Below are 23,846 nucleotides of genomic sequence, written 5' to 3'. Positions count from 1 at the left end.
TCTTTAAATCTATGAAAAATGACGGTACAGGGATTGCCCCTGTGCCGCCATTATTCCATACATTCTATTCCGTTCTTAATAGACTAGCCCTGGATCATATACCCGCTCTGCGGGCGATCTCGCCCATTCGATTCTTGCTCTCATGCATGATGCGCTCTTCGTCGAGCGTCAGCACCTCGCGGTTTTTCATGACGATTTTCCCGTCAATAATGGCATCCTCCACATCTCGCGGCGTTACCGACTCCACAATCGTGTTGATCAGGATGCGCGACGGGGTAATGTGAGGCTGATCGATATCGATCAGAATCAAGTCGGCTTTCTTGCCGGCTTCGACGGTACCGATCTCATCCGCAAGCTGAAGAGCGGCGGCTCCGCCGGTCGTAATCATCTTAAGCAGCTCCTGCACGGGAACGACCCTAGGATCGAATACAGGGAGCCCCCAGTAGGCATGCATGCCGGAGCGGAAAACCCGCATCTCGTCGAACAAGCTGAGGTTCGAGCCGGACGCGCCGTCACTGCCCATGCCGATCGGCATCCCCATCTCGATCATGCGCGGCGTTTTCGGAAAACCATGCGAATTGAAGTTGGCCCGCGGACAGTGGACGATGTTCACGCCATACTGCTGCAGCAGCGTCAGCTCCCGTTCAGAGTAAACAACGTTATGCGCGGTCAGCAAATTCGGTCCGAGTGCGCCGAGCGACTCCAGGTACTCGACCGGGCGCTTCTTGTACCGCTCCAGGCAGTACCGCACCTCGTCGCGGTGCTCGGCCAAATGCATATGCAGCCCCGTGCCGTATTCACGGGCTTTCTCCGCCGCAGCTTGAATCAATTCGGGCGAGCACGACATGACCTGGCGGATGCCGAACCAAATCTGGATTCGGCCATCTCCTGCTCCATCGTATTCGCGGTACAGCCACTCATTATTATCGATGATTGTCTCCAGCGGCTGCTTCATCGTATCCGGCAAAAAATCGCCAATATCGATACTAGACCGCGTAATAGCCGCTCTCATCCCGGACTGAACAGCCGCTTCGGCGACCTTGTGCATATGCACGCCACCGGCGTCGGCAAAAGAGGTCGTACCGGATTTGATCATCTCCAGACAGCTCATCTCCGCACTGACGCGGACATCGTCTTCGGTCAGGTTGCTTTCGAACGGAACGAGAATGCGCGACCAGATCATCGGAAGCTCGTCCATCGTTTGGCCTTTCAGCAACTGCTGGCACGTATGCGTATGAGCGTCCACCAGTCCGGGCATGCACAGCTTCCCTTTGCCGTTCAGCGTGTCGGCAGGCTCATATTTGGCTGCCAGCTCATCATTCGGCCCGATTTCGACAATATGCGTTCCGTCGATTGCAATGGCGCAGTTCTCGACGATTTCAAAGCCGGGCGTCATTACGCTGCAATGTTTGATTAACAAACTACATTTCATGATATCACCTTATTTCCTTCTTGTTGCATCATTTTACGCCGCCTTCGGTTAGGCCTCTGACGATATACTTCTGGAAGAACAGCACCAGCAGCAGTACGGGTAAGCTGCCGACGATACCAGCTGGGAACATGATTTCGTAAGCGACTCTGTCTTCTCCTATAAACTCCGCCATCCGGACGGACAGCGTCTTCACATTCATATTCGTCATCGCGCTGGCGAATAAAAATTCGTTCCATGCTCCCATGAATACGAATATGCCCGTCGTAACCAGGCCTCCCATCGAAAGCGGCAGCACGATTTTCCGAATGACCTGCAAGCGTGAGCAGCCGTCCAGCTTGGCTGCTTCTTCAATCTCATAAGGAATCGCGATGATAAAGGAACGGAACATCCACACGACGTAAGGCAGCGAAAAACTGATATAAGTCAAAATTAAGCCTTGATGCGTATACAGCAATCCCGTTAGCTTCATAATCATAAACAGCGGAATAAGCAAAGCCATATGCGGAAGCATTTGCGATGCGAGCACGGTTAAAAAGAATGCGTTTTTGCGCGGAAATTGAAACCGCGCAAACGCGTATGCGCCAAGACATCCTATGGTTAAGGAAATGGCAGTCGTAAAGCTAGAGACGATCAAGCTGTTCAGCATAGCGGAAGTAAACGATTTTTCCTGCAGCAACTGAATGTAATATTTGAATGTCCATTTGCTGGGCCATAGCTCCGGAGGATTGCTGAACAGATCAAGCGGCAGCTTGAAGCTCGACAGCAGCAGCCACAGCATGGGAAACAGGATAAAGATCATCAGTGCAATCGAGATCATGATCTGAACCGTTTTCTTTGCATACTTCACGCTCAATAACATCCCCTCGTTTGTGTAATGGGCAAATTACTTTTTGCCGATCATAGCCAATATTTTGGCTTCGCCCTCTTGGAGCGCCTGCTCAGGCGTTACTTTGCCAAGTACAGCCGCCAAGATGTTGCGGGATAGCTCGTCTGTAATTTTCGTTGCATCCTCGTGACGGAACAAACCGAACGGATACTGCATTTGCTCCGGCAGCAGGGCGTAATGCGGATATTTGGCCAGCAGCTCGGCGTCCTTCACCACTTCAACGTCACTTGGGATTTTACCGTTAGCAAGCGACATTTTCTTTTGCTGATCAGCATTGGTTACGAATTTGATATATTCCATAGCCCACTCTTTATTCTTCGAGGAAGCCGGAATCGCCAGACCCCCGGTCTCGCCGTAAGAAGCGGTTTTCAGCTTCCCGCCCGGAATGAGCGCTACATCCATTTGACCGACAACCTTCGATTTATCCTCGTCGTTAGCCATCGGCAGCGTTTGCGGCGTGTTCATGTTCATAGCGATAGCGCCTTGCGTCAATACTTCCGTCATCGCGCCGGAGCTCGTAAATTCCTTCGATAGCGGACTCATGATATTGTGCTTCAGGTTCATATCGGCCATCAGTTGCAGTGCGGCTACGCCTTCTGGGCTGTTGAAGGTTGGACGGTCGTTCTCATAATCCCAGAATTCACCGCCGTTGGAGCGCAAATGAACGATAAAGCTGGAATAAGACACGATACCGCCCCAAGTTTCCGCATATGGAGACACTTTATCGTCTTTGATTTCTTTGGCGACCGTGATCAGCTCATCCCAAGTTTTAGGAGGGTCCTTGATCAGCGTCTTGTTATAGTAGAACTGCCATAGCCATACGTAACGAGGAACCGCATACTGTTTCCCTTGGTAGGTCATCGCTTCCATTGTTTGCGGGTTCAGCCGTGTTTTCATATCGTCAGTGATGTAGGAATCCAGCGGCTCCAGGAAGCCTTTGGAGGCGAACTCGGTCGCCCAGTCGTCACGGACATGTACGACATCGTACTCGCTGCTGTTGGCCATGAAATTGACGAATACTTTATCGTGAAGTTGCATGAAAGGCACCGTTTCGTACTTGACCTTGATGCCTGTAGCTTCGGTAAACTCTTCGTTTTGCTGCTTCCAGAACGGCTCGTCCAGGTACAGGACGGTGATTTCCTTGTTTTCCTCCTTGTCGGCTCCTTCGGTCGCTTTACCGCCCTTATTATCGGCAGGTGCGCCGCAAGCCGCAAGCATCGAAGTCAGTACCGCTCCGATGATCCCCATTTTCATCCATCTCATTTGTTTTTTCATCATGATTTTTCCCCCTGTTGGTTTAATCGTTTTTGCCAATCGTTTTTAAATAAATGACAGTAAAAAGCAACGTACAAAGCGTTATGAAAAACGCCAGCGCCGAGCCATAACCCATGTCGAAGTTACGGAAAGCCTGCTCATACGCATACACGTTCAACACCATGGTCTTGTCCAGCGGACCGCCTTGCGTCAACACCCATATCAGGTCGAAGGCGCGCAGAGCCCACATCGTCTCCATAACGAACAGCACCATTAGAACCGGCTTCAGAGAAGGAAGCGTAATGTGGAAGAACCGCTGGATCGTCCCTGCGCCGTCCACTTGACCTGCGTCATACAGCTCCTTGGAGATGGTCTGCATACCGGCAAGCAGGATGAGCGCTGCAAAAGGAACGCTTTTCCAAATATCGGCGATAATAACGGCACCAAGCGCCGTCGTTCCTTCAGCCAGCCACGATTTATATTCGTCGATCAGACCAAGCTTCACCATCAGCTCGTTAATGATCCCGTTGCTGCCGTTGTACATCCATTTCCACATAAGGCCGTTGACAACGTTCGACAATGCCCATGGGATAAGGAATACTTTCTTGAAAAATTCACCGCCCCATATGCCGTGAAAAATAGTAAGGGCAATGCCGAAGGCGACGAGCAAAGTGCCTATGACCTTAGCCGCCGTAAATAAAAACGTTTGCAGCAGCACACTCGGAATGCGCACATCCTGCAGCAGCTTTGCATAGTTATCAAAGCCGATAAAGGTGAAATGGGCGCGGCCTCCGGCGAAATCCATTTTCGCAAATGAAAGAAACAAAGCGTACGCCATCGGGAACAAGATGGTCATTGCCAGCACGATTAACGTTGGCGTCAGATAGACACCGGCCGCAGCCGAATCCGACATCCGGTCAAAGCGGCTCAGCCAGCCCGTAGGCCCGGGTGTCTTGCGATGCTTGCTCATGCGGGGTTGTCCTCCTTTTAGATGCTGAATGCTTGATCAAGCCTGCCCAGAAAATCGGAGACAAACCGCTCCGCATCGACTCCCATGCATACCTGCGTGTTCGGACCGGCGGGAGACTCCCGGTGAATGTCCTCCACAGTGCGGCCTAGCGCATCGTCTTCCAGATCCACGGTAATATGCATCGGCACTGTCTTCACCAAATCCGGAAAGGCGGCCACGCCGACGGCCAGCGGATCATGCAGCGCACAGCCTTGCAAATACGGATGATATTTCTTGTAAGCCTGCAAATAATATTCTGTAAAGCTCGCGAAGAATAGGCTGCTCTCCGTGTTCTTCTCCCGCCACTTCTCTACAGCTTCTTGCCGCAGTACCGTCTTTCTTGTCACATCGAGCCCGACCAGTGTAATGGGCAGCTCGGAGGAGAAGACGATGCGGGCTGCATGAGGGTCAATAATGATGTTCGCTTCCGCGAACTTTGTTACATTGCCGGGCGCAGCGACCGCGCCGCCCATCGTGATGACGCGCCCGAGCTTGCCGACAATGTCGGGCGCCTTCTGGATCGCCAGCGCCAGATTCGTCAGCGGCGCTGTCGTCACCAGCGTCAAATCGCTTCCATACTTGCGCGTTTGCTCGATAATGAAGTCGACGGCATGCATGTCTTCAGCGCTCCGCTTCGGCTCGCGGCGAGCGACGTCGCCAAGCCCGTCATTGCCGTGAAACGTGCCGCTGTAGACGCGGCTTCGGACGAGAGGCCTCTCTGCGCCGCGGAATACCGGCGCGTCGCACTTCAGCAACTCGAGTACATACAATGTGTTGCGCACGGAATGATCGACGGGAGCCATGCCGTAAGTCGTCGTGACGCCAAGCAGCTCGAGCTCGGGCATTGCGCAGGCGTAGGCGATAGCCAGCGCATCGTCGATACCCGTATCCATATCCAAAATCACTTTGCCCACTAGATGTCCTCCTTCGCTGCCGCCGGATATCCGCAGGTGATCCGGCATTCTTCTGTACGGTATGAATAGTGTTCCATTCGAATCCGAATGGAAATCATTCACACGGTTTATGACAAAAAAAACTAGTCGTTCTGATATGCGGAACATCGTTCTTCCTAATGGTTAAAAAAATTAGACTCCTCCGAGTCTAGCGGATATGAGCTCCGCCGCATTCTGGCATTGCTGCAGCAGCTGATCCGTAATTTTGTTCATGCGGAATTCGAGTCCCGATATCGACAAACCCGCTATCACTTGGCCCATATGGTCTCTAATCGGAACGGCGATCCCCATGCCGCCGAGTGAGAAGTCGTTCGCGGAAATACAGTAGCCCTGATCTCTAATTGTCTGCAAGTGATCGAGCAGCTCCGACGGGTCTACGATCGTATAGTCCGTGTACTTTTGCAAACCATTTGATATAATTTTGTTAATCTTGTCGGGCGAAAGATTAGCCAGCAATATCTTGGTAGTGGCTCCCGCATGCAACGATACTCTTTTGCCTAGAGGCGACGTGTATCGCACGCTCTGCGGACTCTCGACCTTCTCAATACAAATGCCCTCGTGCCCGTCGACGATCATAAGCATAACGGTTTCGCTAGAGCTTGCACACAAATCCTCCATGATCGGCTTGGCGATCGTACGAAGACTCATCCGGTCAGACACGATCGTTCCCAGCTCGAACAGCTTGATGCCAAGCGAATATTTCTGTGTGACCGGACTTTTGCTGACAAAGCCGCGATTCTCCAATGTGACGAGCATCCGGTGAACGACGCTTTTGTACAAGCCCAATTGCTCGCTAAGCTCGGTGACTCCCCATTCCGGCTTGTCTACATTGAAGCATTCAAGCAAGCGCAAAATGCGGTCCCCCGTTTCTAAAATAGCGGTTTTCTTCCCGTTGTTCTCCATAGTTACATTACCTTTCGTTCCGCAAATAAGAACGGCGTTCTTTTATCATAAAAACTTAATTTCATTATATCTCAGTTTATGTAAAACGCAATCATTTTTATGGAATTCCTCCATAAGAAAAAACTACGGCTATCCTTTTAAAAAAAGGAAACCGTAGTCGTATAGCTGGCCAAACCTTCAAGAGATTCCTTCCGCTTCCATCGCAAAATCTGACAGATTCACCGCAAATCCTTCATGCAAGCGGGAATGCTCAGCCGCAAAGGCCATCAGATGGCTTTGCAGAGAAGCAGTTGCGGACGTCAAGCCGTGGGACGGGTTAAGCTCGAACTGGCGGACGTCGCGCAGGAACGAATTCACCATCCGCTCATCGCCGCCGCCATGGCCGTCCCCTTCCACATGGCAGCGAATCTCTACCTGCTCGCCTGTCGCATAACGGAACAGCGTAAAGGACCCCTTGTCCATATCTCCGATAATTTCGCCATGCGTTCCCATGATTTGAACCCGGCGAGTGCCGCTTTGCGTCAATCCCGACATGATGAAGGAAGCGTTCGCGCCGCTCTCAAAGGCCAAATTGACCACCTGATGATCCACCACATTGTTGTCGCAGCGGTAGACGCAGCGTCCGAACGGACCTTCCTTCAGCGCCTTCATAATTCCCTCTTGCGACAGATCGCTCGTCATATAACGCGCCCATGGGTGATGCGGAGGCTGAATATACATCTTCATCGCCGAGAATGGACAATCCCTCTCCACTGCGCATCCATCGATGCACCTGAGCGTCGAGCCTTCCGGTGCGTTCTCTTCCCGGAAATGCAGCAAGGAGCCGTACGAGCTCACACTCGTGCAGGGCTGATCCATCAGCCAGGAGATGATGTCCAGGTCATGGGAGGACTTCGCCAAGATCATGGGGCTGGTCTCCTCCGAATTGCGCCAATTCCCTCGCACATAGCTATGCGTCATATGGTGATAACCGACATTTTCGGTTAATTGAATCGTCCCGACGGTGCCAAGCTCACCATCTTGGATACACTTCTTGATCCCCGACCAAAACGGGGAGTACCTAAGCACATGCGTCACCACCAACAGCCTCTGATGGCGAAGCGATGCCTGTTCAAGCCGGATGCACTCCGCCAAGGAAGGCGACATCGGCTTCTCCAGCATCACATGATAGCCTAACTCCATTGCTTTCATAGCCGGCACATAATGCATCCGGTCAAGCGTGCATATAATCATGACGTCCGCAATGCGGCCTTGATCGAATGCCTTCTCCCAGGAATCATACACAAATTCCGGCGGAATCGCATGAATCTCCGCGAACTGGGTTCTGCGCTCTTCATCCGGCTCGGCCACCGCCACGATCTTCAGCTCATTCGGAAATTTCTCCGCATAAGGCCCATAAATATATCTTCCTCTGCTGCCTGCGCCAAGCAATACAGCTGTTAATGTTTTCAAGTCTATTCCCCCTCTTAGCCCATCTGTACTTCCCATTGTAAAAGGAGGCTAGACGAGGAGAAAGAGACTGTTCATGACATCCATATACAATTATTGACCTTTCACTTGCGCCCCGGCGCGGGCCGTCCGGTAATCCTGCGGCGTCGTGTCATTCATCTTCTTGAAGAAGCGGATAAACGCCAGCGCCGAGTTATAACCAAGCTTGGCGGATATTTCATTGACCTTCATCGACGTGTTCAGAAGCATATCAATCGCAATGACATTGCGGTAGTCATTCACGTATTTCGACAATCCGATTCCGGTCATCTGCTTATACAGCCGTGATAAGTAGGATGGATTCAAGCTTACGAAATCGGCCAAAGCCGTCAAAGAGATGTCCGTCGCGATATGCTCCTCGATATAGCGATGCACTTTATTGACGACTTCAGTGGGCAGCAGGCTGCCTCTAAGCGTATTCCACTCGAAAAAGCAATCGGCTAACCGTTTATAATAGTGAGTCAGCTCGGGCCATGAGGTTGAATCACCGTGGCGGAATAACGGATCGAGATCCATCTGTGTATTGACGTAATCACAAATATCCCGGTTTTTGTGCAAATAAAACAGGAACACTGCCGATAAAGAATGATACAATTCAATCCTCCGCTCATTGGATGTGCCGGAGTCCGTCCAAACCGATGTAAGCTCGGCATAAAGCTTGTTGAACGGCTCGCGGTGGTTATTTTCGAGACAGTTCATCAGCAATTGCACGCGGGTATGGTAGAAGCTGTCCCGATAGCTTCCCGCTTTGTCGTCGGATTCTCGATTTTGAATGTCCTTGTCGGTCATAATGACCTCATGAAACAAACCATGTCCCTGCACCAAGCCGTATTTGATGGAATGGAACCGGTCCGAGACATCGCTCCAAGCGGCAGGCTCACTGCCGAGCAGGAACGAAACCGACAGCCCCAGCAACTGCTTGCATGTTTCTTGAATTTTCTCCAATATGCCGCTGGCGTAGCGATGCGCTCTGATCCAATCCGGGCTGCCCGGCTCTGCGGCCATGCCCTCCGATGCTTTCGGCTGAAACAACCACACGATCTTCGACAGCTCGAATACGACCGAATAGCACCTCACCTGGGCAGTCAAATATTCATCGCCTACGTTTTGCAGTGCGTAAGCAAGCAGAGCTTTGTCAGGAGTTGTAAACATCTCTTTCCAGGCGTCAATTCTTCCAACAAGCATATAGACCGGCATGGATGCATCCAGCGAAATATCAATTTCTTTGAAAATTTGCGCCAGCTGGCTCTCCGTGACTTGTTTGCCTTGAAGGAGGCTCCACATGTATTCCTTTTGCAAAGAAGGCAATGCCCTTCTCATGTTGGACTCCGCCCTTGAGATCATTTGCGCCTGATCCTGTTCGGCTTCCATCTTTTCAATGGCGCGTTCGATGGCTTGAATGATTTTGTCGTCGCTCTCCACCTTCAATAGGTAGTCAAAGCCGCCATAGGTCATCGCATCTCTGGCATACTGGAAATCATTATACCCCGTTAAAAAGATCACTTTGCACGCCGGCCATTGCGACAGGACTTCCCGCAGCAGCTCAATCCCTCCGATACCGGGCATCTTAATGTCGGACAGCACGATATCCATGCGCTGCTGGGACAGGATTTGAAGCGCTTCTTCGCCCGAATAAGCCTTATGCACCTCCAGCTGCAAATGCTCCGTCTGCTCAAACAGTTCCAATAAGCCGTCTACAATAATAGGCAGGTCATCCACGATTAGCAGTCTATACATGCTGATTCCTCCTCTAGCTCGCGCTTAGTTTGATTATGACCTGCAGTCCTCCCAGCTCGGACCGCGACACTGTGAGACCATATTCCGCTCCATAACGCAGCTGGACCCGGCGATGAACATTCAAGATCCCGGTCGTCTCCTCAATCCGGTTCGTCGCGTGCAGCAGCTTCTTGCGCAGAAGCTCAATCCCTTCATCCGTTATGCTCCGCCCGTTATCCTCCACATAGATGGTGAAGTCGTCTCCCTTCAGCTCGCTGTGAACCCACAGCTCACCGGGCTCCAGCATATTGCCCAGCGCATGCTTGTATGCATTCTCGATAATAGGCTGCAAGATTAGCCTCGGGACCGCAAAATCCGGCGCATCGCTTTCAAACAACACATCGATCCTCTCGCCGTAACAAATCGATTGCATCTTCACATAGGTGCGGGAATGCTCCAGCTCAAGCGCCAGCGGGATATCATCCTCATCGTTGCGGGTAATGAACTGGAAGTATTGTCCGATATAAAGGCAGAATTGATAGGCTTTCTCCTTCTGACCCTCTGACTTGATCAAGCGGCATAGCACGAAAAAGCAATTGTATAGGAAATGAGGATTAATCTGCGATTGCAGCCGCTTCAGCTCTGAACGCTGATTGCGGATTTGCCCCTCGTAATTTTCTTCGATTAACGTCTTTAAATACCGCACCGTATCGTTAAACGCTTCATACAGATAGCCGAACTCGTCGGCCCCGCGGTCGATGACGATAGGGTCCAGCCTGTTCTGCTGGACTCGGCGGAAGGAATGAACCAGCTTCATTAGCGGCCGGTAAATAATCCGCAATAGAAAATACGTAAAAAATAACACGATGACAGCCGCAAGCGCACAGGCCCACCAAAATAACGTACGGTACATTTGAAGCGTGCCGAGAGCCGTCTCCTCCGGGATGCAGGTAATGGAGTACGCGTTCCAAAGCTCGGAATACTGATACACGGCAAGAAACCTCTTATCCTTGTAATGGATCGTTTCATACCCGCTGCTTGATAGCGCTTCCTTTTTTCCCTCTGCAAAAACTTTCATTTCCTTCAACCAGTCGGCATCCGCGCCGCTATCAATGCTCCATTCCCTCTCCAGGTTGAACAGCGCAGTATGGCCGCCCCGCTTTCTGCCGATTTGCGCAAGCGTTTCTTTGATCTTGGCGGTGGACAGCTCGACTCCTACCAGATACAACGGTTCTCTGGACGTATTGATCGGATATTGCATCGTAATGAACAAGCGGTCTCTCCAATAGATAAAGGGCTCCTCATACAGCTTCGCGTTATGCTGCATCGCCCTGTATTCCTCATCGTCCAGGAACGTTTCGTAGCTGTTGCTGAGCACCGTGCGTCCGATGAGCGGAATATAAGCTTTGGCTTCCCGAATAAACGGACTGGAGTTCTTCATCAATTCCAGACGTCTCTGGACATCCAATATGTTGCGGGAGCGGTCATACGAGCTCATCTCATTGCCCGTTGTCGCAATCTCCATTAAATCCTGATCCATGACGTAATTAGGCAAATAACGGCTGATCCGGTCCGCTTCCTTATCGAGCGAATCCATATAGAACTGCGTCGTATTCAACACCGATAACGAAATTTCGCTGCGGATCGTATCGGAGCCTTTTTCAATAATCATCCACGTAATGGCCAGAAGCGGCAATAAGGCCGCCAGAAAGGCAGCCATAATCTTTTTGAATATAGAGGAATCATGCAAGAAGAATACGCTTTTCATAAGGTTGTTCCCCCGTCGGCCAAGTTAGAGCGCATCTATCCTATTCTTTGACACTCCCCATAACGATGCCCTTGATAAAAAATCGCTGCAGGAAAGGATATACGATTAATATCGGGAAAGCCGCCACAAAAATTTGGGCCGCCCGGCTCGTACGGTCCGATAGCTTAAGCAGAAGCTCCACGTTCTCCGCCTTGATGAAACGGAAATCCATCTTGATGATCACGGTCTGGAGGAACGTTTGGAGCGGATAATTTTCAGTATGATTCATATACAGCATGCCGTCAAACCAGCTATTCCAATGGCCCACCATCGTAAAAAGTCCCGTCGTAGCCAAAGCCGGCAACGATAGCGGCACATAGATTTTCCAAAGGGTTGTAAAATGGCTCGCGCCGTCAATCCGTGCGGATTCCTCAAGCTCCTTAGGCAAGCTGCGGTAGAAGTTCAGCAGCAGGATTACGTTGAACACAGGAATCGCGGTCGGCAGCACAAGCGCCCACATCGTATCGATCAGTCCTAGCGACTTGACGGTCAAGTAGGACGGAATAAGGCCGCCGCTGAACAATATGGTAAAGACGAATACCCAGGCGTATAGCGTTCTGAGCCGAAGCTGACGGTTATCCTTCGATAACGGATAGGCCGTTATAATCATAAGCACCATGCTAATCGATGTCCCGAGGACGACACGCTGAATCGACACCCAGAACGCGCGCAAATATTCCGGTTTTCCGAATACGTTCTCGTAAGCGGCGGTTGTGAACTCAACCGGCCACAGGGATACCTGACCGGCTGCCGCCGCGCTCCCTGAGCTGAATGAAAGCGCCAAGATGTGAATGATCGGCATTAGACATAAGACGGATATGAGCAACAGGAATGTATAGTTGCATGCTACAAAAATTCTTCTGCCGGGTGATCTGCTAGTAATCACGGTAAGTCTCCCTTCTGCATGGCGGATGAATCGTTAGAAGATACGATAATTCGCTAGACGGTAAGCCATAATGTAGGATACCGAAATGAAAATAAATGACACAATGGACTTTAGTAGTCCTACGGCGGTAGCGAAGCCGAACTGCGCCTGCTGAACGCCCATGCGGTACACAAAGGTATCGATAATATCCGCGCTTTCATAGACAGGAGGGCTGTACAGGTTAAAGATTTGCTCGAAGCCGGCATTCAGTACATTGCCGATATTAAGCGTAAGCATGAGCACAATGATCGGCATCATACCGGGCAAGGTCACATGGAATGTCTGCTTCCACCGCCCCGCGCCGTCAATCTCTGCCGCTTCATACAGGGAAGGATTAATGCCCGTCAGCGCAGCCAGATAGACAATCGTGCCGAATCCGAACTCCTTCCACACATCGGATACCACCATGGCATAGGGGAACCACGCGTTGTCCCCCAGAAAGAAGATCGGCTTGATGCCGAATACGCCCAGCAACTGGTTCAGTACCCCCGACGACGGGGACAAGACATCGACCAATATGCCGCTCAGCAGTACCCACGACATGAAATGCGGCAAGTACACAAGCGTCTGGAACGTTCGTTTGATCCATTCCCTCCGCAGCTCATTCAGAAGAATCGCCACGGTAATCGGTACAAACAGGCCCGCCACAATCTTCATAACGGCGATATAAATGGTGTTGAAGAAAATGCGGCCGATATCGGGATATTCCATTAGCAATTGAAAGTTTTTGAGCCCGATAAAGGGTGATCCGAACAATCCTTTGTTCGGCACGTACTTCTGGAAAGCCATAATAATGCCCGCCATCGGCACATAGCTGAAGATGAGCACCAAGCCAATAGCCGGAAGCAGCATCAGATGAAGAGGCCATTCCCTCTTCCATAGCCGTGATAGTCCACTCATGCCTTTCACCTCGTTGTTTAACTAAACTCCGATCCGTTAAAGCCTAACAAAAGAGGGATTGTGCCACTGTCACCCAATCCCCCGATTTATCCGCTTTGCGATTCGTGTTTATTTATGAGTTGCGTACCACTCGTTCACTTCTTTGGTCATTTCATCTCCGCCAAGCTTCTTCCACTCCGCAACGAATTTATCGAATTCATCCACGGACACTTGGTTCATGATGATTTTGAAGTAAACTTCATCCCGCTTCTTAATCAAAATTTCTTGTCTGTCCACCATGGCTGGTGTTGGTGCGCCATAAAATTTATTTTGCAGATACTGCTTGTTTTTCTGGATGTCAGGCACGAGCGAATACACGCCTTTTGGACCGGAGATCAAATATTCCCACCACATGCTTGTGTCGCCGCCGTCCACATACTTCATCGCGCGCTCATACCGCGTTTTGTGATCCTTTGTTTCCAAGATGCTTGTATCTTTGTTCTCAATCGCTTTTGGCAAAATTTCGCCGTTATTGTCCATTTGCTTGCCTACACGCAGAGGGCTAAGCAGCCAGTAGTTATTGCCTTTTTCCACACGGTCTTTGCCGAACTCATACACCTTTTGCTCATCTGTCGGATGGTTGTCGACCGCGATCCATTGGTTCAGCAGTCTAATGACGCCTTCCGGATGCTTCGCTTTTTTGGAGATGACGTAATATTCGTCTACGCCAAGCCCGATTTGCCCAAGTGCCGGATTGCCGTCTACCGTAGGAATCGGGAACGCGCCCCACTCTTGCACAACTTTGCCGTCCTTCACAGCGCCTTTCACCAATTGTGCAGGCGTCCAGGATGCGCCGAATACCATACCGATGCTGTTGTCATAAACCAATTCGGCCGCTTTCTCGGTGTCCTTAACCGCAAACTCAGGATCGATCAGCCCTTTTTTGAACATGTCTTGCAAAGCGGCAAGCGCATCCTTCACCTGAGGCTGAATGTCGCTGTTGACCAAACCGCCGTTGCCGTCTTCGATCCAAATGTTCTCATAAGCATGATAGCCGTTCAGGAAAGCCCGGAGGCCTGTAACGCCTGTTTCAATGCTGAACGGGTTTTTGCTGACGGCAAGCCCGTAAGGAGTGCCTGTGCCGCCCGGATCTTTGGCCTTGAACGCCTCTGCGATCGCCACCATGTCCGCCATCGTTTTTGGCTCCGGCAAATTCAGTTCCTTCAGCCAATCCGTACGCACGAACAGGGTCTGGAATTGGAATGGATTGTAGGAGCTTGGAATACCCATCAGCTTGCCGTCGAACGTGGCTGTCTTCATCTGCATGCCGCCGTCCATCGTCAGAAACTTTTTCGTCTCTTCCGTAGCATGCTGGTCATACACTTCCGTCAAATCCATAATCATGTCCGCTTCCGTCAATTCTTTGAGCTGCGTCGCGTTGACGAGCAGGAAATCCGGCAGATCGTTGGAAGCGATTGTGATCTTCACCTTTTCCTTAAACTGGCTGACATCCGCTACCCACTTGTTCGTAATTTTGACGCCGATATCTTTTTCGTACGCATCATAAACTGCGTTTTTCTCGAAGCTTTCGCCTTCGTCAAACTTCAGGTATTGATCGCTTGGCGAAACGGTGGAAACTTCAATCACTTCATTTTGCCCGCCTTGCTCTGCGGGTGCGCTTGCACTTGCGCTTGGACTTGGATTCGCGTCAGGCCCGTTGTTGCTCGTGCCTTTGCTGCATGCGGTAATGGCCAGACAAAGAATCATGGCGACGATCATAAGCACTTTCTTTTTCTTCTTCATGCTACCCCTCCAGATGATCTCAATGTGAATGTCGCTTCGGCTTTCATAGTTCTAGTATAGAAAGGAGCAGGCGCGCCATCCATATACTACTCTTTACTTTCATATACACCTCTTGACAAAGCTATATAATTACCAATTATTAGATAAAATTCGTATTGACTCTCCCAAAAAATTGGTTAAGATGTTGAAAAAGAACAGCACCCTATTCCATTCTATCGGAGGGATAACATGAAGAGTATAAGCCGTATTTTTTCTAAAAAAGGATTAATCGTATCTTGCCAGGCGCTGCCGGATGAGCCGCTCTTCGGCGGAGATACCATGGCGAAGATGGCGGATGCAGCAGTCCAGTCCGGTGCAATCGGCATCCGAACGAACGGAGCCGACGATATTAAGGCCATTAAGCAAAAGGTCAAAGTGCCGGTTATTGGACTAAACAAACGGGACTTCCCAGGCTCGGACATCTTCATTACACCGACGCTGGATGAGGTCATTACGATCATAGCCGCAGGCGCTGACGTCATTGCGCTGGATGTGACCGACCGGGAAGGACGGCTTGAGGCGGTGCAGCCTCTCATCAACTATGCGCATCAGCACGGCGTTGCCGTCATGGCCGATGTATCTACATTTGAAGAAGGGGTTGCAGCACAGCAGCTCGGAGCTGACTTCGTCGGAACGACGTTGTCAGGCTATACGCTCTATAGTCCGCAGCAGGAAGAACCCGATCTTCTATTGGTAAGGCGGCTTAGCGCAGCGCTTGAGGTGCCTGTTGTAGCGGAAGGCCGCATATGGTCGCCTGAAGATGCCGCGAGGGCGATGCAAACAGGCGCTTCCTATGTGGTCGTAGGCAGCTCCATTACCCGGCCGCAGCTCATCGCAAGCCGTTATGTTGAGGCGCTGAGAGGATTGGCGAAATAATGGCTCCGATCGGAGAAGAAGCCATGACGACTGAAATGACAGAGTTGTTCGATCCTGCATCCAAGTATGCCATCGGCGTGGACATCGGAGGAACCAAAATTAATGCGGGTATCGTGACGCATGAAGGAGACATATTGCTTTCGAAGAGCTGGGAGACGTTGGCCGGGCAAGAAAACACGGTTCGCCGCGTTCAGGGGGTCATCCAGCGTTTGATAGAGGAAGCAAGCAAGTCATGGCCGGATATTCGGTATCAGGGCATTGGTATCGGAAGCGCAGGCCAAGTCGACTGGCAGGAAGGCAGCATCCGGCATGCTTCAGAGCTCATACCCGGTTACAGCGGAGCGCAGCTTAGGTCTATTTTGGAGAAACAGTATGGTATGACGGTGTGGGTCGACAATGATGTGAATGTGATCGCACTGGCAGAGATGAGGTTCGGCGCTGGCCTTGGCAAGCGTCAGTTCATTTGCCTAGCGCTTGGAACGGGAGTCGGCGGAGCCGTTGTTGCTGATGGCCGCCTGCTTCACGGCGCATGGGGCGGAGCCGGGGAGCTTGGCCATATGTCGGTCGACTTCCGGGGCATTCCGTGCATCTGCGGCGCAAGAGGCTGCCTGGAGCAATATGCCTCCGGGACGAGCATCGCCCGGCGAATGCGTGAACGCCTTGCGGCAAGCGGCAAGCCTGATGAAGGGGTGAACGCTCGTGATGTATTTGCACTCTGGCATTCGGGCGACCCGCTGGCAACTGGCGTCATGGACGAAACAATAGCCGCGCTTGGCTCTGCCATCACCTCGCTCATCCATATTTTTAATCCTGAATTGATCATCATCGGGGGTGGAGTAGCTGAATCTGGCGTACCACTGACGGACCGGCTGCGGCAGGAGGTCATCAGGCACACTATGCCTTCGTTTGCGGATGGCGTCCGAATCGAAACCGCCCGCCTCGGCAATTGGAGCGGCATGATCGGCGCAGCGCTGCAGGTTTGGGAGTACGAATAGGAAATACTGCTAGTTACAGCGATGGTCATTTATGGCGTGGCTGCTGAGAAGCTATACGGTTTTAAATGCGATTGACTCATGACGCAAAAAAAGACATCCTGCTCCATTTTATAGGGGCCCGGATGTCTTTACTTTTTGCTTGTGGGCGTTAATTCAAACAATGCTGATTCTATTGTTTTTTGCGTCCGTATGGCTTTGGGCTTTCTGTTAGCCCCAATAAGTAATCGACGCTTACCTTATGGAAGTTTGATAATTTAATTAAAACCAAAGTAGGAATATCCAGCTCGCCGCTTTCATAGCGTGAATACGTTGCTTGTGTGACATTCAAATATTCCGCCATCTGTTGTTGAGTTAAGTCCTTGTCTTCGCGTAAACCTCTTATTCTCTTGTACAATGAAATCACCCAAATCAATTCTACGATATGCAATTTTCGTATATTGACTTTTATGCAGTATTCGTATACTTTGAAATAAAACCAAACTTACAATCTATCAGTCTTAATATCCTTATTTGACCTATATTAAGGTTGTAAAGAAAGGAAGTTTGACTTTGAACATTTTAGAGAACTTATACGAAGGAAACATCGACCCGGCAGCATCGATTGTCCCAAGAAACCCCGAATACCGCGTATTAATTCAAAAAATATCGGATGACTTACTCAAATGGAAAAAGAAACTTTCGGAACATGAATTTGCAGAGCTTGAACGATTACTGGACTTACGAAGGGAACTGGAAATACTGCAAGCGCGGGAATCCTTTATGCAAGGTTTTAAGATTGCCGGGCAAATGATGGTTGAGGTACTTAACGTAGAGGATTAAAAGGGTCTTAAAGCTGGAATGAGACACACCGAATAATGTTCGTGTATATTAAGATAAAAAAGAATCCTTTTGTACCTGAATTTTCAAAAAAAGCATTGAACCTCGGTGCCAAGAAGCATAATGGGGACAAAAATTATAATGACTCATTTGACGCAATTGGTTATGAGCCATTCTCATACCCCATAGCTAACCTCCTTACCTATTGATATAGTATCCATTTCGTCCGAATATAAAATATAAATATTCCGTTAAAAAACGTACATATCAAACACATACTCAATGTCTGCATAACTTTTCTATTATTCAGTGACACCCGTTTTAATTCAACTTTCCATTCGAGTAATCTCCAGAAGATAAATTAAGAGATGCAACACCAAGTTGTAGGGAGCACAAAGCATGTACCAAAACATGACGAATCTTCACCCTTAAATCACTGACTTGTATTCGAGCCACCATTTGTGATAAATTTCACCGTTTGTATTGATAAGGTAACTTAACTGCATAAACCGTAAGCAAAATAGGGAGGATTATCTCCTCCCTTACTTAATTGTTTGAAAGAATCCACCTAGGTCATCTAGCCAGCCAATATTAGTTTTTTCATTGGAGATTAGTAGGGTATCTCGAAACAGCTAGATTATAGTATGGGAGAACAAAGTTACCGCCGCATTTCTTACGATTTGCAAATGTGTTATCACGTTACCATATACACTTAGAGCACCCAATACCTTGAGGTCATTAAACGCTAATGAAAGTGTTTCAATGTTACTTCTATCCCCCCAAGTAGGCTCCTGAGGATGATCCACTCTTCCGATCCGTTGTTTCTTTTTACCTAACATACAAAAGTTTTGCTTCACACGTCATTATTGCCGCTCCTTAGCAAGCCGGATGAACGATTCTAAATCCATCAACCAGCTTTGCTGCTGCGGTTTATACGTGTCGTGCAATCTTTTCGGTAATACTAGTTGCAAACTGTTAGCTTGCATCTCATCCGTCTGATTTTCACTGATCCCCGGTTCCAGCGTAAACAGGTGCTTGTTGTCGATGCGGTTTGCTTCAGCCAGTACCTGCCGCCATCTATCCTTGCAGGTCGATTTGACTCCCAACATTGTCAGATTTGATTCAGGAAAGCTCAGATCACGGTAATTACTGATATTTGGAAACAAAAAATCCGGTTTTGACTTGTTCTCTGTCATTTGCGTTCGGGAATATGTAAGATTATGAGCCTTAAAGATTTCCTCCAAATGATTTTCCAATGCGTATCCAACACGTGATTTTCTCCGGTTGTGGACGCTCAGTGAAAACTGAATGAACCCTTCCACATCAGTTCTACCATCACCCCTAAAACCTTCTTCAAGCCGTTTGGATACAAAGTGACGCTCCAGCCGCTTGAACAGCTTCTCCTCATGCTCAATCCATTTCAACAAGGTCTGATCCGGCTCCTCATATGGAGAAGCATCTCTAAGTGTCCTTCTCGCCAAATCAGAAAAGATGGACGTACGCGGGAATCCGCCATCGAAGTAAGGCTCTAGTATACTGTCCAGATAACTGCCGTCAGGGTCTGCAACTTCTATACCCATTTCCTCAAGAATATATCGAACAGCAAAGTCTACCTCGGGGTCATGCCCGTCTTCAATAGCTTGAAAATTAAAATCAAAACCGACCTGCTCTACTCCAAACAACCAAAGGATTTGACTTTCCAATGTGCTTCCCGCGGGCACCAGCACCATAAAAATCTCTCCATTGGGCCGCTTGGCCACAATGAGCATATCTCCTATCCTTGCCTGATCCATCACATCATTGCTCTTGAAATATAGTCTGTACTCAGAGCGTGTAGGATGGGCCTCACGAGCGTCATACCATGTCATATACCCTTCGCAGGAAAAGCCCTCGTTCTCTCCTGCTAGCCAAAGAAACCGGGCTTCAGGTGAAATGCGGTCACGACCAAATAGTGTACGCAATGGCTTGCTTCCATTAAATTCATGTTGATTGGATACTTCTGTGTTGACCTCGACTGAACTAAGACGTTTGATTGCAATACCTTCAAAATACTGTGAAAGAAACCCTCTCTGCATTACATAACATCCTCACAAGGTATGGTTTATTAACATTGTCCACCAATTTCTATAGATGTCATATCCGTTGTCTGCAGCCATTGGGCACAAAGTTCTATTACTTCTTCGGTATTGATACGGTATTTTCCTTTTAATGAACATTCCCATACAATACCTGTTCTCCAGCCCTTCTCCTGAAGACGAGTTATGTGTTCCTTATCCATTTCCATATTCCGAATAATCTTGGTCTGCCAAAACTCTGTATTGGATGACGGCCACTTGAACAAGTGGCACGAATGACCGTGCCAAAAGCAACCGTGAGCAAATATAACTGCATTATATCTCGGAAAAACCATATCAGGCTTTCCGGGCAAGTAATTGTCATGGAGGCGATAACGAAACCCTAGACTATGAAGCCCTTTTCTTAAAATCATTTCAGGCTTCGTATCTTTACTCTTGATTCCGGCCATCATCCGGCTTCTTGCTTCAGGTGATACGACATCAGCCATAAACTTCTACCTTCTCAAACATCATTTCCACCTGATTAGTATCCTTTGTATTTCTCATTGCCCTAAAGATGTACGGCAGCATATGTGAAGCCACAGCCTCTACAACAGGTACAGCGACTGAATTACCAAACTGTTTGTAGGACTGTGTATCCGAAACCGGAATGATAAAAGACTGCTGTCCCGGCTTGTCAAAGCCCATCAGCCTTGCACACTCCCTTGGAGTAAGCCGCCGCGGATTCTTGCCTTCCTGTCTGATGAGAATTTCGGAACCATCCTTGTAATACCTTGCAGACAAAGTGCGTGCAACATCATCGGGCCCGAACAGACCAAATCCAAACCCGTTGCCTTTTGCCCTGTGCTTCTCCGCATAGTTTTGCAAATACTCCCATAGCCTGTCGCTTAGTGTATACTTGTCAGCTACTTTGGATTCAGGTGTTTCTGTATAGGGAAGTTCAGGCTCTTCCGATCCATCCTCAGGGTGCAAAATTGAACCGAGCTTTGGACCCGATAAAGGGAGCTTCAAATCTTCAAAAGCGAATCCAACATCCTCACGGAACCCCACAATGAATATACGTTCCCTGTGCTGGGGAACAAAAGGCTTTGCATCAATGACCCGAAAATCCACATGATAGCCAAGCTCTTCTCTCAAAGTTTTAATGATAACTTTAAAAGTATTTCCCTTGTCATGGCTCAAAAGGTTTTTAACATTCTCAAGCAAGAATGCTTTTGGTTTATGGTGTTCTATCATTTGTGCAACGTCAAAGAAAAGCGTTCCCTGTGTAGCATCGTGGAATCCATGTGGCAGACCAAGTGAGTTTTTCTTGGAAACACCTGCAATGGAGAAAGGCTGGCAAGGGAACCCTGCAACCAATACATCGTATTGGGGCATGTTCTCCAAATCAACGTCACGAATATCTCCATTCACAGGATGGTCACACTCATAATTAGCCTGATAGGTTTTTCTGCATGCCAAATCCCATTCGCTTGTAAACACACACTTGCCACCAATCGATTCAAAAGCTTTTCGCAAGCCTCCGATCCCCGCAAACAGATCAATGAATCTGAAGCTGAAATCATCGGCCGGTTTTTGTCCGGAACGTACATTATAGATGGATGTAAGCTCTCTGAGCAGATTCTCTTCAGGCATGGATTCACCGTTTTCCCAGCGATAAATAGTGCGTTCACTTTTACCAAATAAGTTGGCAACTTCTTTGACGGAATACCCCGTCATCTCCCGTAAGTGGGCAAATTCGGTGTCCTTGAATGTTTTCATAATTCAATTTAGCCTCCCTGTCAAAAATATTCCCAGGGGGAACGTTTTTGACATAAGGATACCATGTCCGAACACACTTTCGCAATTTATATTTTATGCTTTTAGACCATTAGACTCCCATTCCAATAAATAGTCATGACTTTTGGCCCTATTAGATATCAAATTTCTGGAATAACTGGTCGATATAATAGTAGTCATACTCTAAGGAAATTTACTGTCGAACATGTCTTGCAGTCAATAGGAAAAATTTATCCACAGACAGGAGAGGACTACATGGAATTTTTTTCTCTGTATTTTAAAGGTGTTGCTGCGAAAATATTAAGCTCAGTTGAAATAAACAAGTGGAACAGCAATCAACATGAGTTTCATGGAGTAAAAGTTCTTAAAAAGATCTTTGGGCTTGATAGACAATATTTCGATGCGAAATTCATTCATATAGACAAGCAGGGAAAAATGATTCAAAATACAGGGCGATTAACTTGGTATGATGCAAGAGAATATGACCCTGACAGAACAGAATACCGGTTATACTATACCGAATCTAAAGCTATTAATTTTTCACAAGAAAATGACTTGATGGTTATTGGATTAAGAAGTGATAATACTGTGTTAGTTGTCATCGCGAATAAAGAGAGTGAATTTTACGAAAAATTAAAGTATATGTTTGGAATCACCAATATTAGTACTGAATATAGATCAGTTAATCTCGTTGAAAAAGAAGTTAAAAGTGATAATATTGATACCTTGCTGAAGATTGGAATTTCTTTGAAATAACACTGTTCATGAGCGTATTCCATATCTGTAGAAGGTGGTAGGCTGGTACTCTGTACGTTGTTTTTGGAGAATCCGGGAGCACGCCGATTGTACAAGGATCATCAGGAGTTTCTACACGACGAAGCTTCCATGATTGATGAAAGGAGAGGTGAGTGCTGTCACAGGTTAGCAACAGAAGTAAACAAATCCAGCCTGGGAGTGGTCAAGCCCCCAAAATAACAGACATTGAATAAAAGCCCTAACTAACTGAACTGTGACCCGTAAGATGGACACTTTGAAAAAAGTGACCATCTGCGGGTCATAGTTCGTTCTGGGATGCGGATGTCTTTACTTTTTGCTTTCTGAACAACCATTTAAAAACAAAGAAAACGCCCGTTTATTGAGGCGCTAATTCAAACAATGCTGATTCTATTGTTTTTTGCGTCCGTATGGCTTTGGGCTTTCTGTTAGCCCCAATAAGTAATCGACGCTTACCTTATGGAAGTTTGATAATTTAATTAAAACCAAAGTAGGAATATCCAGCTCGCCGCTTTCATAGCGTGAATACGTTGCTTGTGTGACATTCAAATATTCCGCCATCTGTTGTTGAGTTAAGTCCTTGTCTTCGCGTAAACCTCTTATTCTCTTGTACAATGAAATCACCCAAATCAATTCTACGATATGCAATTTTCGTATATTGACTTTTATGCAGTATTCGTATACTTTGAAATAAAACCAAACTTACAATCTATCAGTCTTAATATCCTTATTTGACCTATATTAAGGTTGTAAAGAAAGGAAGTTTGACTTTGAACATTTTAGAGAACTTATACGAAGGAAACATCGACCCGGCAGCATCGATTGTCCCGAGAAATCCCGAATACCGCGTATTAATCCAAAAAATATCGGACGACTTGCTCAAATGGAAAAAGAAACTTTCGGAAGATGAATTCGCGGAGCTTGAACGATTACTGGACTTGCGAAGAGAGCTTGAGATACTGCAAGCAAGGGAATCCTTTATGCAAGGGTTTAAGATTGCTGGGCGAATGATGGTTGAGGTACTTTATGAAGAGGATTAAAATAGGTAAATCCCAATTTGAATGACTCATTTGCCGCAGTCGATGAGGAGCAAGGCTTATTTATTTTATCTGAAAATCAAAGGGGCTGGCTTGGTAACATCCGCTTTAATTCACTTTCCATTCGTGTATTTTTCCAGAAAATAAACAGTAAATGCCAACACCCAAGCTGTAGATAGCGCAAGCACAAAACATACCATGACGAATCCCAACCCCTGAAGTGCTGGCCTGCATTCAAACCACTGTTGGTGCGACGTTTCTCCGCGCTATCTGTAACGGTTCACCGTGTATGATCTTAAACTATCTTGCCGTAGACTAAGTGTACTCAATCATTAAGTTTATATAAAACAGAAACTAACTTTAATGATGAATACCTGTTTGTATTATTAAGAAAAGCCAA

At 48.2% G+C, this 23,846-nt stretch carries 22 protein-coding genes; 5 read left to right on the top strand and 17 right to left on the bottom strand.

The window, feature by feature from the left end; genetic code table 11:
* Positions 1-94 precede the first annotated feature (94 nt).
* The 12 genes from AC0YNW_RS16795 to AC0YNW_RS16740 all read right to left on the bottom strand — a co-directional run bounded on the left by AC0YNW_RS16795 (position 95) and on the right by AC0YNW_RS16740 (position 15,055).
* A complete protein-coding gene (locus AC0YNW_RS16795) occupies positions 95-1,432 on the bottom strand; it encodes an amidohydrolase family protein (RefSeq protein ID WP_475832905.1) in 1,338 nt (445 codons plus the stop codon).
* 28 nt (positions 1,433-1,460) lie between these two features.
* Entirely contained in the window at positions 1,461-2,279 is an 819-nt protein-coding gene (locus AC0YNW_RS16790) for a carbohydrate ABC transporter permease (RefSeq protein WP_387471069.1), read from the bottom strand.
* A gap of 36 nt (positions 2,280-2,315) precedes the next feature.
* The gene (locus tag AC0YNW_RS16785; RefSeq protein WP_475832904.1) at positions 2,316-3,596 is read right to left on the bottom strand and encodes an ABC transporter substrate-binding protein; all 1,281 of its coding nucleotides are present in this window, start codon (positions 3,594-3,596) and stop codon (positions 2,316-2,318) included.
* A gap of 19 nt (positions 3,597-3,615) precedes the next feature.
* The gene (locus AC0YNW_RS16780; RefSeq protein WP_475832903.1) at positions 3,616-4,542 is read right to left on the bottom strand and encodes a carbohydrate ABC transporter permease; all 927 of its coding nucleotides are present in this window, start codon (positions 4,540-4,542) and stop codon (positions 3,616-3,618) included.
* A gap of 17 nt (positions 4,543-4,559) precedes the next feature.
* The gene (locus AC0YNW_RS16775; protein WP_475832902.1) at positions 4,560-5,495 is read right to left on the bottom strand and encodes a nucleoside hydrolase; all 936 of its coding nucleotides are present in this window, start codon (positions 5,493-5,495) and stop codon (positions 4,560-4,562) included.
* Between the two features lie 171 nt (positions 5,496-5,666).
* A complete protein-coding gene (locus AC0YNW_RS16770; protein WP_475832901.1) occupies positions 5,667-6,386 on the bottom strand; it encodes an IclR family transcriptional regulator in 720 nt (239 codons plus the stop codon).
* 228 nt (positions 6,387-6,614) lie between these two features.
* Entirely contained in the window at positions 6,615-7,889 is a 1,275-nt protein-coding gene (locus tag AC0YNW_RS16765) for a Gfo/Idh/MocA family protein (RefSeq protein ID WP_475832900.1), read from the bottom strand.
* Between the two features lie 90 nt (positions 7,890-7,979).
* Positions 7,980-9,662 (bottom strand): response regulator, encoded by a 1,683-nt coding sequence (locus tag AC0YNW_RS16760; RefSeq protein WP_475832899.1) that lies wholly within the window; start codon positions 9,660-9,662, stop codon positions 7,980-7,982.
* Between the two features lie 13 nt (positions 9,663-9,675).
* A complete protein-coding gene (locus AC0YNW_RS16755) occupies positions 9,676-11,409 on the bottom strand; it encodes a sensor histidine kinase (protein WP_475832898.1) in 1,734 nt (577 codons plus the stop codon).
* 40 nt (positions 11,410-11,449) lie between these two features.
* Positions 11,450-12,334 carry a carbohydrate ABC transporter permease gene (locus AC0YNW_RS16750; RefSeq protein ID WP_475832897.1) on the bottom strand — a complete coding sequence of 295 codons (885 nt, stop codon included), beginning with the start codon at positions 12,332-12,334 and terminating at the stop codon, positions 11,450-11,452.
* 33 nt (positions 12,335-12,367) lie between these two features.
* Positions 12,368-13,273, bottom strand: a complete 906-nt coding sequence (locus tag AC0YNW_RS16745; protein WP_387471051.1) for an ABC transporter permease — start codon at positions 13,271-13,273, stop codon at positions 12,368-12,370.
* A 108-nt stretch (positions 13,274-13,381) separates the two neighbouring features.
* The gene (locus tag AC0YNW_RS16740; RefSeq protein ID WP_475832896.1) at positions 13,382-15,055 is read right to left on the bottom strand and encodes an extracellular solute-binding protein; all 1,674 of its coding nucleotides are present in this window, start codon (positions 15,053-15,055) and stop codon (positions 13,382-13,384) included.
* Positions 15,056-15,283: 228 nt separating this feature from the next.
* On the opposite strand from AC0YNW_RS16740, the gene AC0YNW_RS16735 reads away from it, so the two are divergent.
* Together AC0YNW_RS16735 and AC0YNW_RS16730 are read left to right on the top strand one after the other, a co-directional pair.
* Positions 15,284-15,970 (top strand): N-acetylmannosamine-6-phosphate 2-epimerase, encoded by a 687-nt coding sequence (locus AC0YNW_RS16735; RefSeq protein ID WP_475832895.1) that lies wholly within the window; start codon positions 15,284-15,286, stop codon positions 15,968-15,970.
* Positions 15,970-16,965 carry an ROK family protein gene (locus AC0YNW_RS16730; RefSeq protein ID WP_475832894.1) on the top strand — a complete coding sequence of 332 codons (996 nt, stop codon included), beginning with the start codon at positions 15,970-15,972 and terminating at the stop codon, positions 16,963-16,965. The genes AC0YNW_RS16735 and AC0YNW_RS16730 overlap by 1 nt, the downstream gene beginning before the upstream one ends.
* Before the next feature lie 169 nt (positions 16,966-17,134).
* On the opposite strand, the gene AC0YNW_RS16725 is transcribed toward AC0YNW_RS16730, so the two are convergent.
* On the bottom strand, positions 17,135-17,359 hold the full coding sequence (locus AC0YNW_RS16725) for a helix-turn-helix domain-containing protein (RefSeq protein ID WP_475832888.1): 225 nt from the start codon (positions 17,357-17,359) through the stop codon (positions 17,135-17,137).
* Positions 17,360-17,514: 155 nt separating this feature from the next.
* On the opposite strand from AC0YNW_RS16725, the gene AC0YNW_RS16720 reads away from it, so the two are divergent.
* Positions 17,515-17,784, top strand: a complete 270-nt coding sequence (locus tag AC0YNW_RS16720) for a DUF6809 family protein (RefSeq protein WP_475832893.1) — start codon at positions 17,515-17,517, stop codon at positions 17,782-17,784.
* Positions 17,785-18,644: 860 nt separating this feature from the next.
* Here AC0YNW_RS16720 and AC0YNW_RS16715 read toward each other — a convergent pair.
* From AC0YNW_RS16715 to dcm, 3 genes are read right to left on the bottom strand one after another with little or no spacing between them, the layout of a single operon-like run.
* Positions 18,645-19,856, bottom strand: a complete 1,212-nt coding sequence (locus tag AC0YNW_RS16715) for a type II restriction endonuclease (protein ID WP_475832892.1) — start codon at positions 19,854-19,856, stop codon at positions 18,645-18,647.
* Positions 19,857-19,885: 29 nt separating this feature from the next.
* Positions 19,886-20,344 (bottom strand): very short patch repair endonuclease, encoded by a 459-nt coding sequence (locus AC0YNW_RS16710; protein ID WP_475832891.1) that lies wholly within the window; start codon positions 20,342-20,344, stop codon positions 19,886-19,888.
* Positions 20,337-21,617, bottom strand: coding sequence for a DNA (cytosine-5-)-methyltransferase (gene dcm / locus AC0YNW_RS16705; protein WP_475832890.1), 1,281 nt, complete (start codon positions 21,615-21,617; stop codon positions 20,337-20,339). Before dcm ends, AC0YNW_RS16710 begins: the two co-directional genes overlap by 8 nt.
* Positions 21,618-21,890: 273 nt before the next feature.
* Here dcm and AC0YNW_RS16700 point away from each other — a divergent pair, with 273 nt between their 5' ends.
* Positions 21,891-22,391 (top strand): hypothetical protein, encoded by a 501-nt coding sequence (locus AC0YNW_RS16700; protein WP_475832889.1) that lies wholly within the window; start codon positions 21,891-21,893, stop codon positions 22,389-22,391.
* A 408-nt stretch (positions 22,392-22,799) separates the two neighbouring features.
* On the opposite strand, the gene AC0YNW_RS16695 is transcribed toward AC0YNW_RS16700, so the two are convergent.
* Positions 22,800-23,024: a helix-turn-helix domain-containing protein gene (locus AC0YNW_RS16695; protein WP_475832888.1), complete on the bottom strand. Its 225-nt coding sequence runs from the start codon at positions 23,022-23,024 to the stop codon at positions 22,800-22,802.
* A 155-nt stretch (positions 23,025-23,179) separates the two neighbouring features.
* Here AC0YNW_RS16695 and AC0YNW_RS16690 point away from each other — a divergent pair, with 155 nt between their 5' ends.
* Positions 23,180-23,449, top strand: coding sequence for a DUF6809 family protein (locus AC0YNW_RS16690; RefSeq protein WP_475832887.1), 270 nt, complete (start codon positions 23,180-23,182; stop codon positions 23,447-23,449).
* Positions 23,450-23,846 lie beyond the last annotated feature (397 nt).

The organism is Paenibacillus sp. J31R120, assembly GCF_056269225.1.
The sequence above is the reverse complement of the archived record's forward strand: the minus strand, read 5'-3'. Positions and strand labels throughout refer to the sequence as shown.

What these genes read in the sequence shown, in the direction of transcription:
- AC0YNW_RS16740 (WP_475832896.1), bottom strand. Translation starts at nt 15,055, where the DNA reads ATGAAGAAGAAAAAGAAAGTGCTTATGATCGTCGCCATGATTCTTTGT.
- dcm (WP_475832890.1), bottom strand. Translation starts at nt 21,617, where the DNA reads ATGAAAACATTCAAGGACACCGAATTTGCCCACTTACGGGAGATGACG.
- AC0YNW_RS16760 (WP_475832899.1), bottom strand. Translation starts at nt 9,662, where the DNA reads ATGTATAGACTGCTAATCGTGGATGACCTGCCTATTATTGTAGACGGC.
- AC0YNW_RS16795 (WP_475832905.1), bottom strand. Translation starts at nt 1,432, where the DNA reads ATGAAATGTAGTTTGTTAATCAAACATTGCAGCGTAATGACGCCCGGC.
- AC0YNW_RS16780 (WP_475832903.1), bottom strand. Translation starts at nt 4,542, where the DNA reads ATGAGCAAGCATCGCAAGACACCCGGGCCTACGGGCTGGCTGAGCCGC.
- AC0YNW_RS16755 (WP_475832898.1), bottom strand. Translation starts at nt 11,409, where the DNA reads ATGAAAAGCGTATTCTTCTTGCATGATTCCTCTATATTCAAAAAGATT.
- AC0YNW_RS16730 (WP_475832894.1), top strand. Translation starts at nt 15,970, where the DNA reads ATGGCTCCGATCGGAGAAGAAGCCATGACGACTGAAATGACAGAGTTG.
- AC0YNW_RS16715 (WP_475832892.1), bottom strand. Translation starts at nt 19,856, where the DNA reads ATGCAGAGAGGGTTTCTTTCACAGTATTTTGAAGGTATTGCAATCAAA.
- AC0YNW_RS16745 (WP_387471051.1), bottom strand. Translation starts at nt 13,273, where the DNA reads ATGAGTGGACTATCACGGCTATGGAAGAGGGAATGGCCTCTTCATCTG.
- AC0YNW_RS16710 (WP_475832891.1), bottom strand. Translation starts at nt 20,344, where the DNA reads ATGGCTGATGTCGTATCACCTGAAGCAAGAAGCCGGATGATGGCCGGA.
- AC0YNW_RS16785 (WP_475832904.1), bottom strand. Translation starts at nt 3,596, where the DNA reads ATGATGAAAAAACAAATGAGATGGATGAAAATGGGGATCATCGGAGCG.
- AC0YNW_RS16700 (WP_475832889.1), top strand. Translation starts at nt 21,891, where the DNA reads ATGGAATTTTTTTCTCTGTATTTTAAAGGTGTTGCTGCGAAAATATTA.
- AC0YNW_RS16735 (WP_475832895.1), top strand. Translation starts at nt 15,284, where the DNA reads ATGAAGAGTATAAGCCGTATTTTTTCTAAAAAAGGATTAATCGTATCT.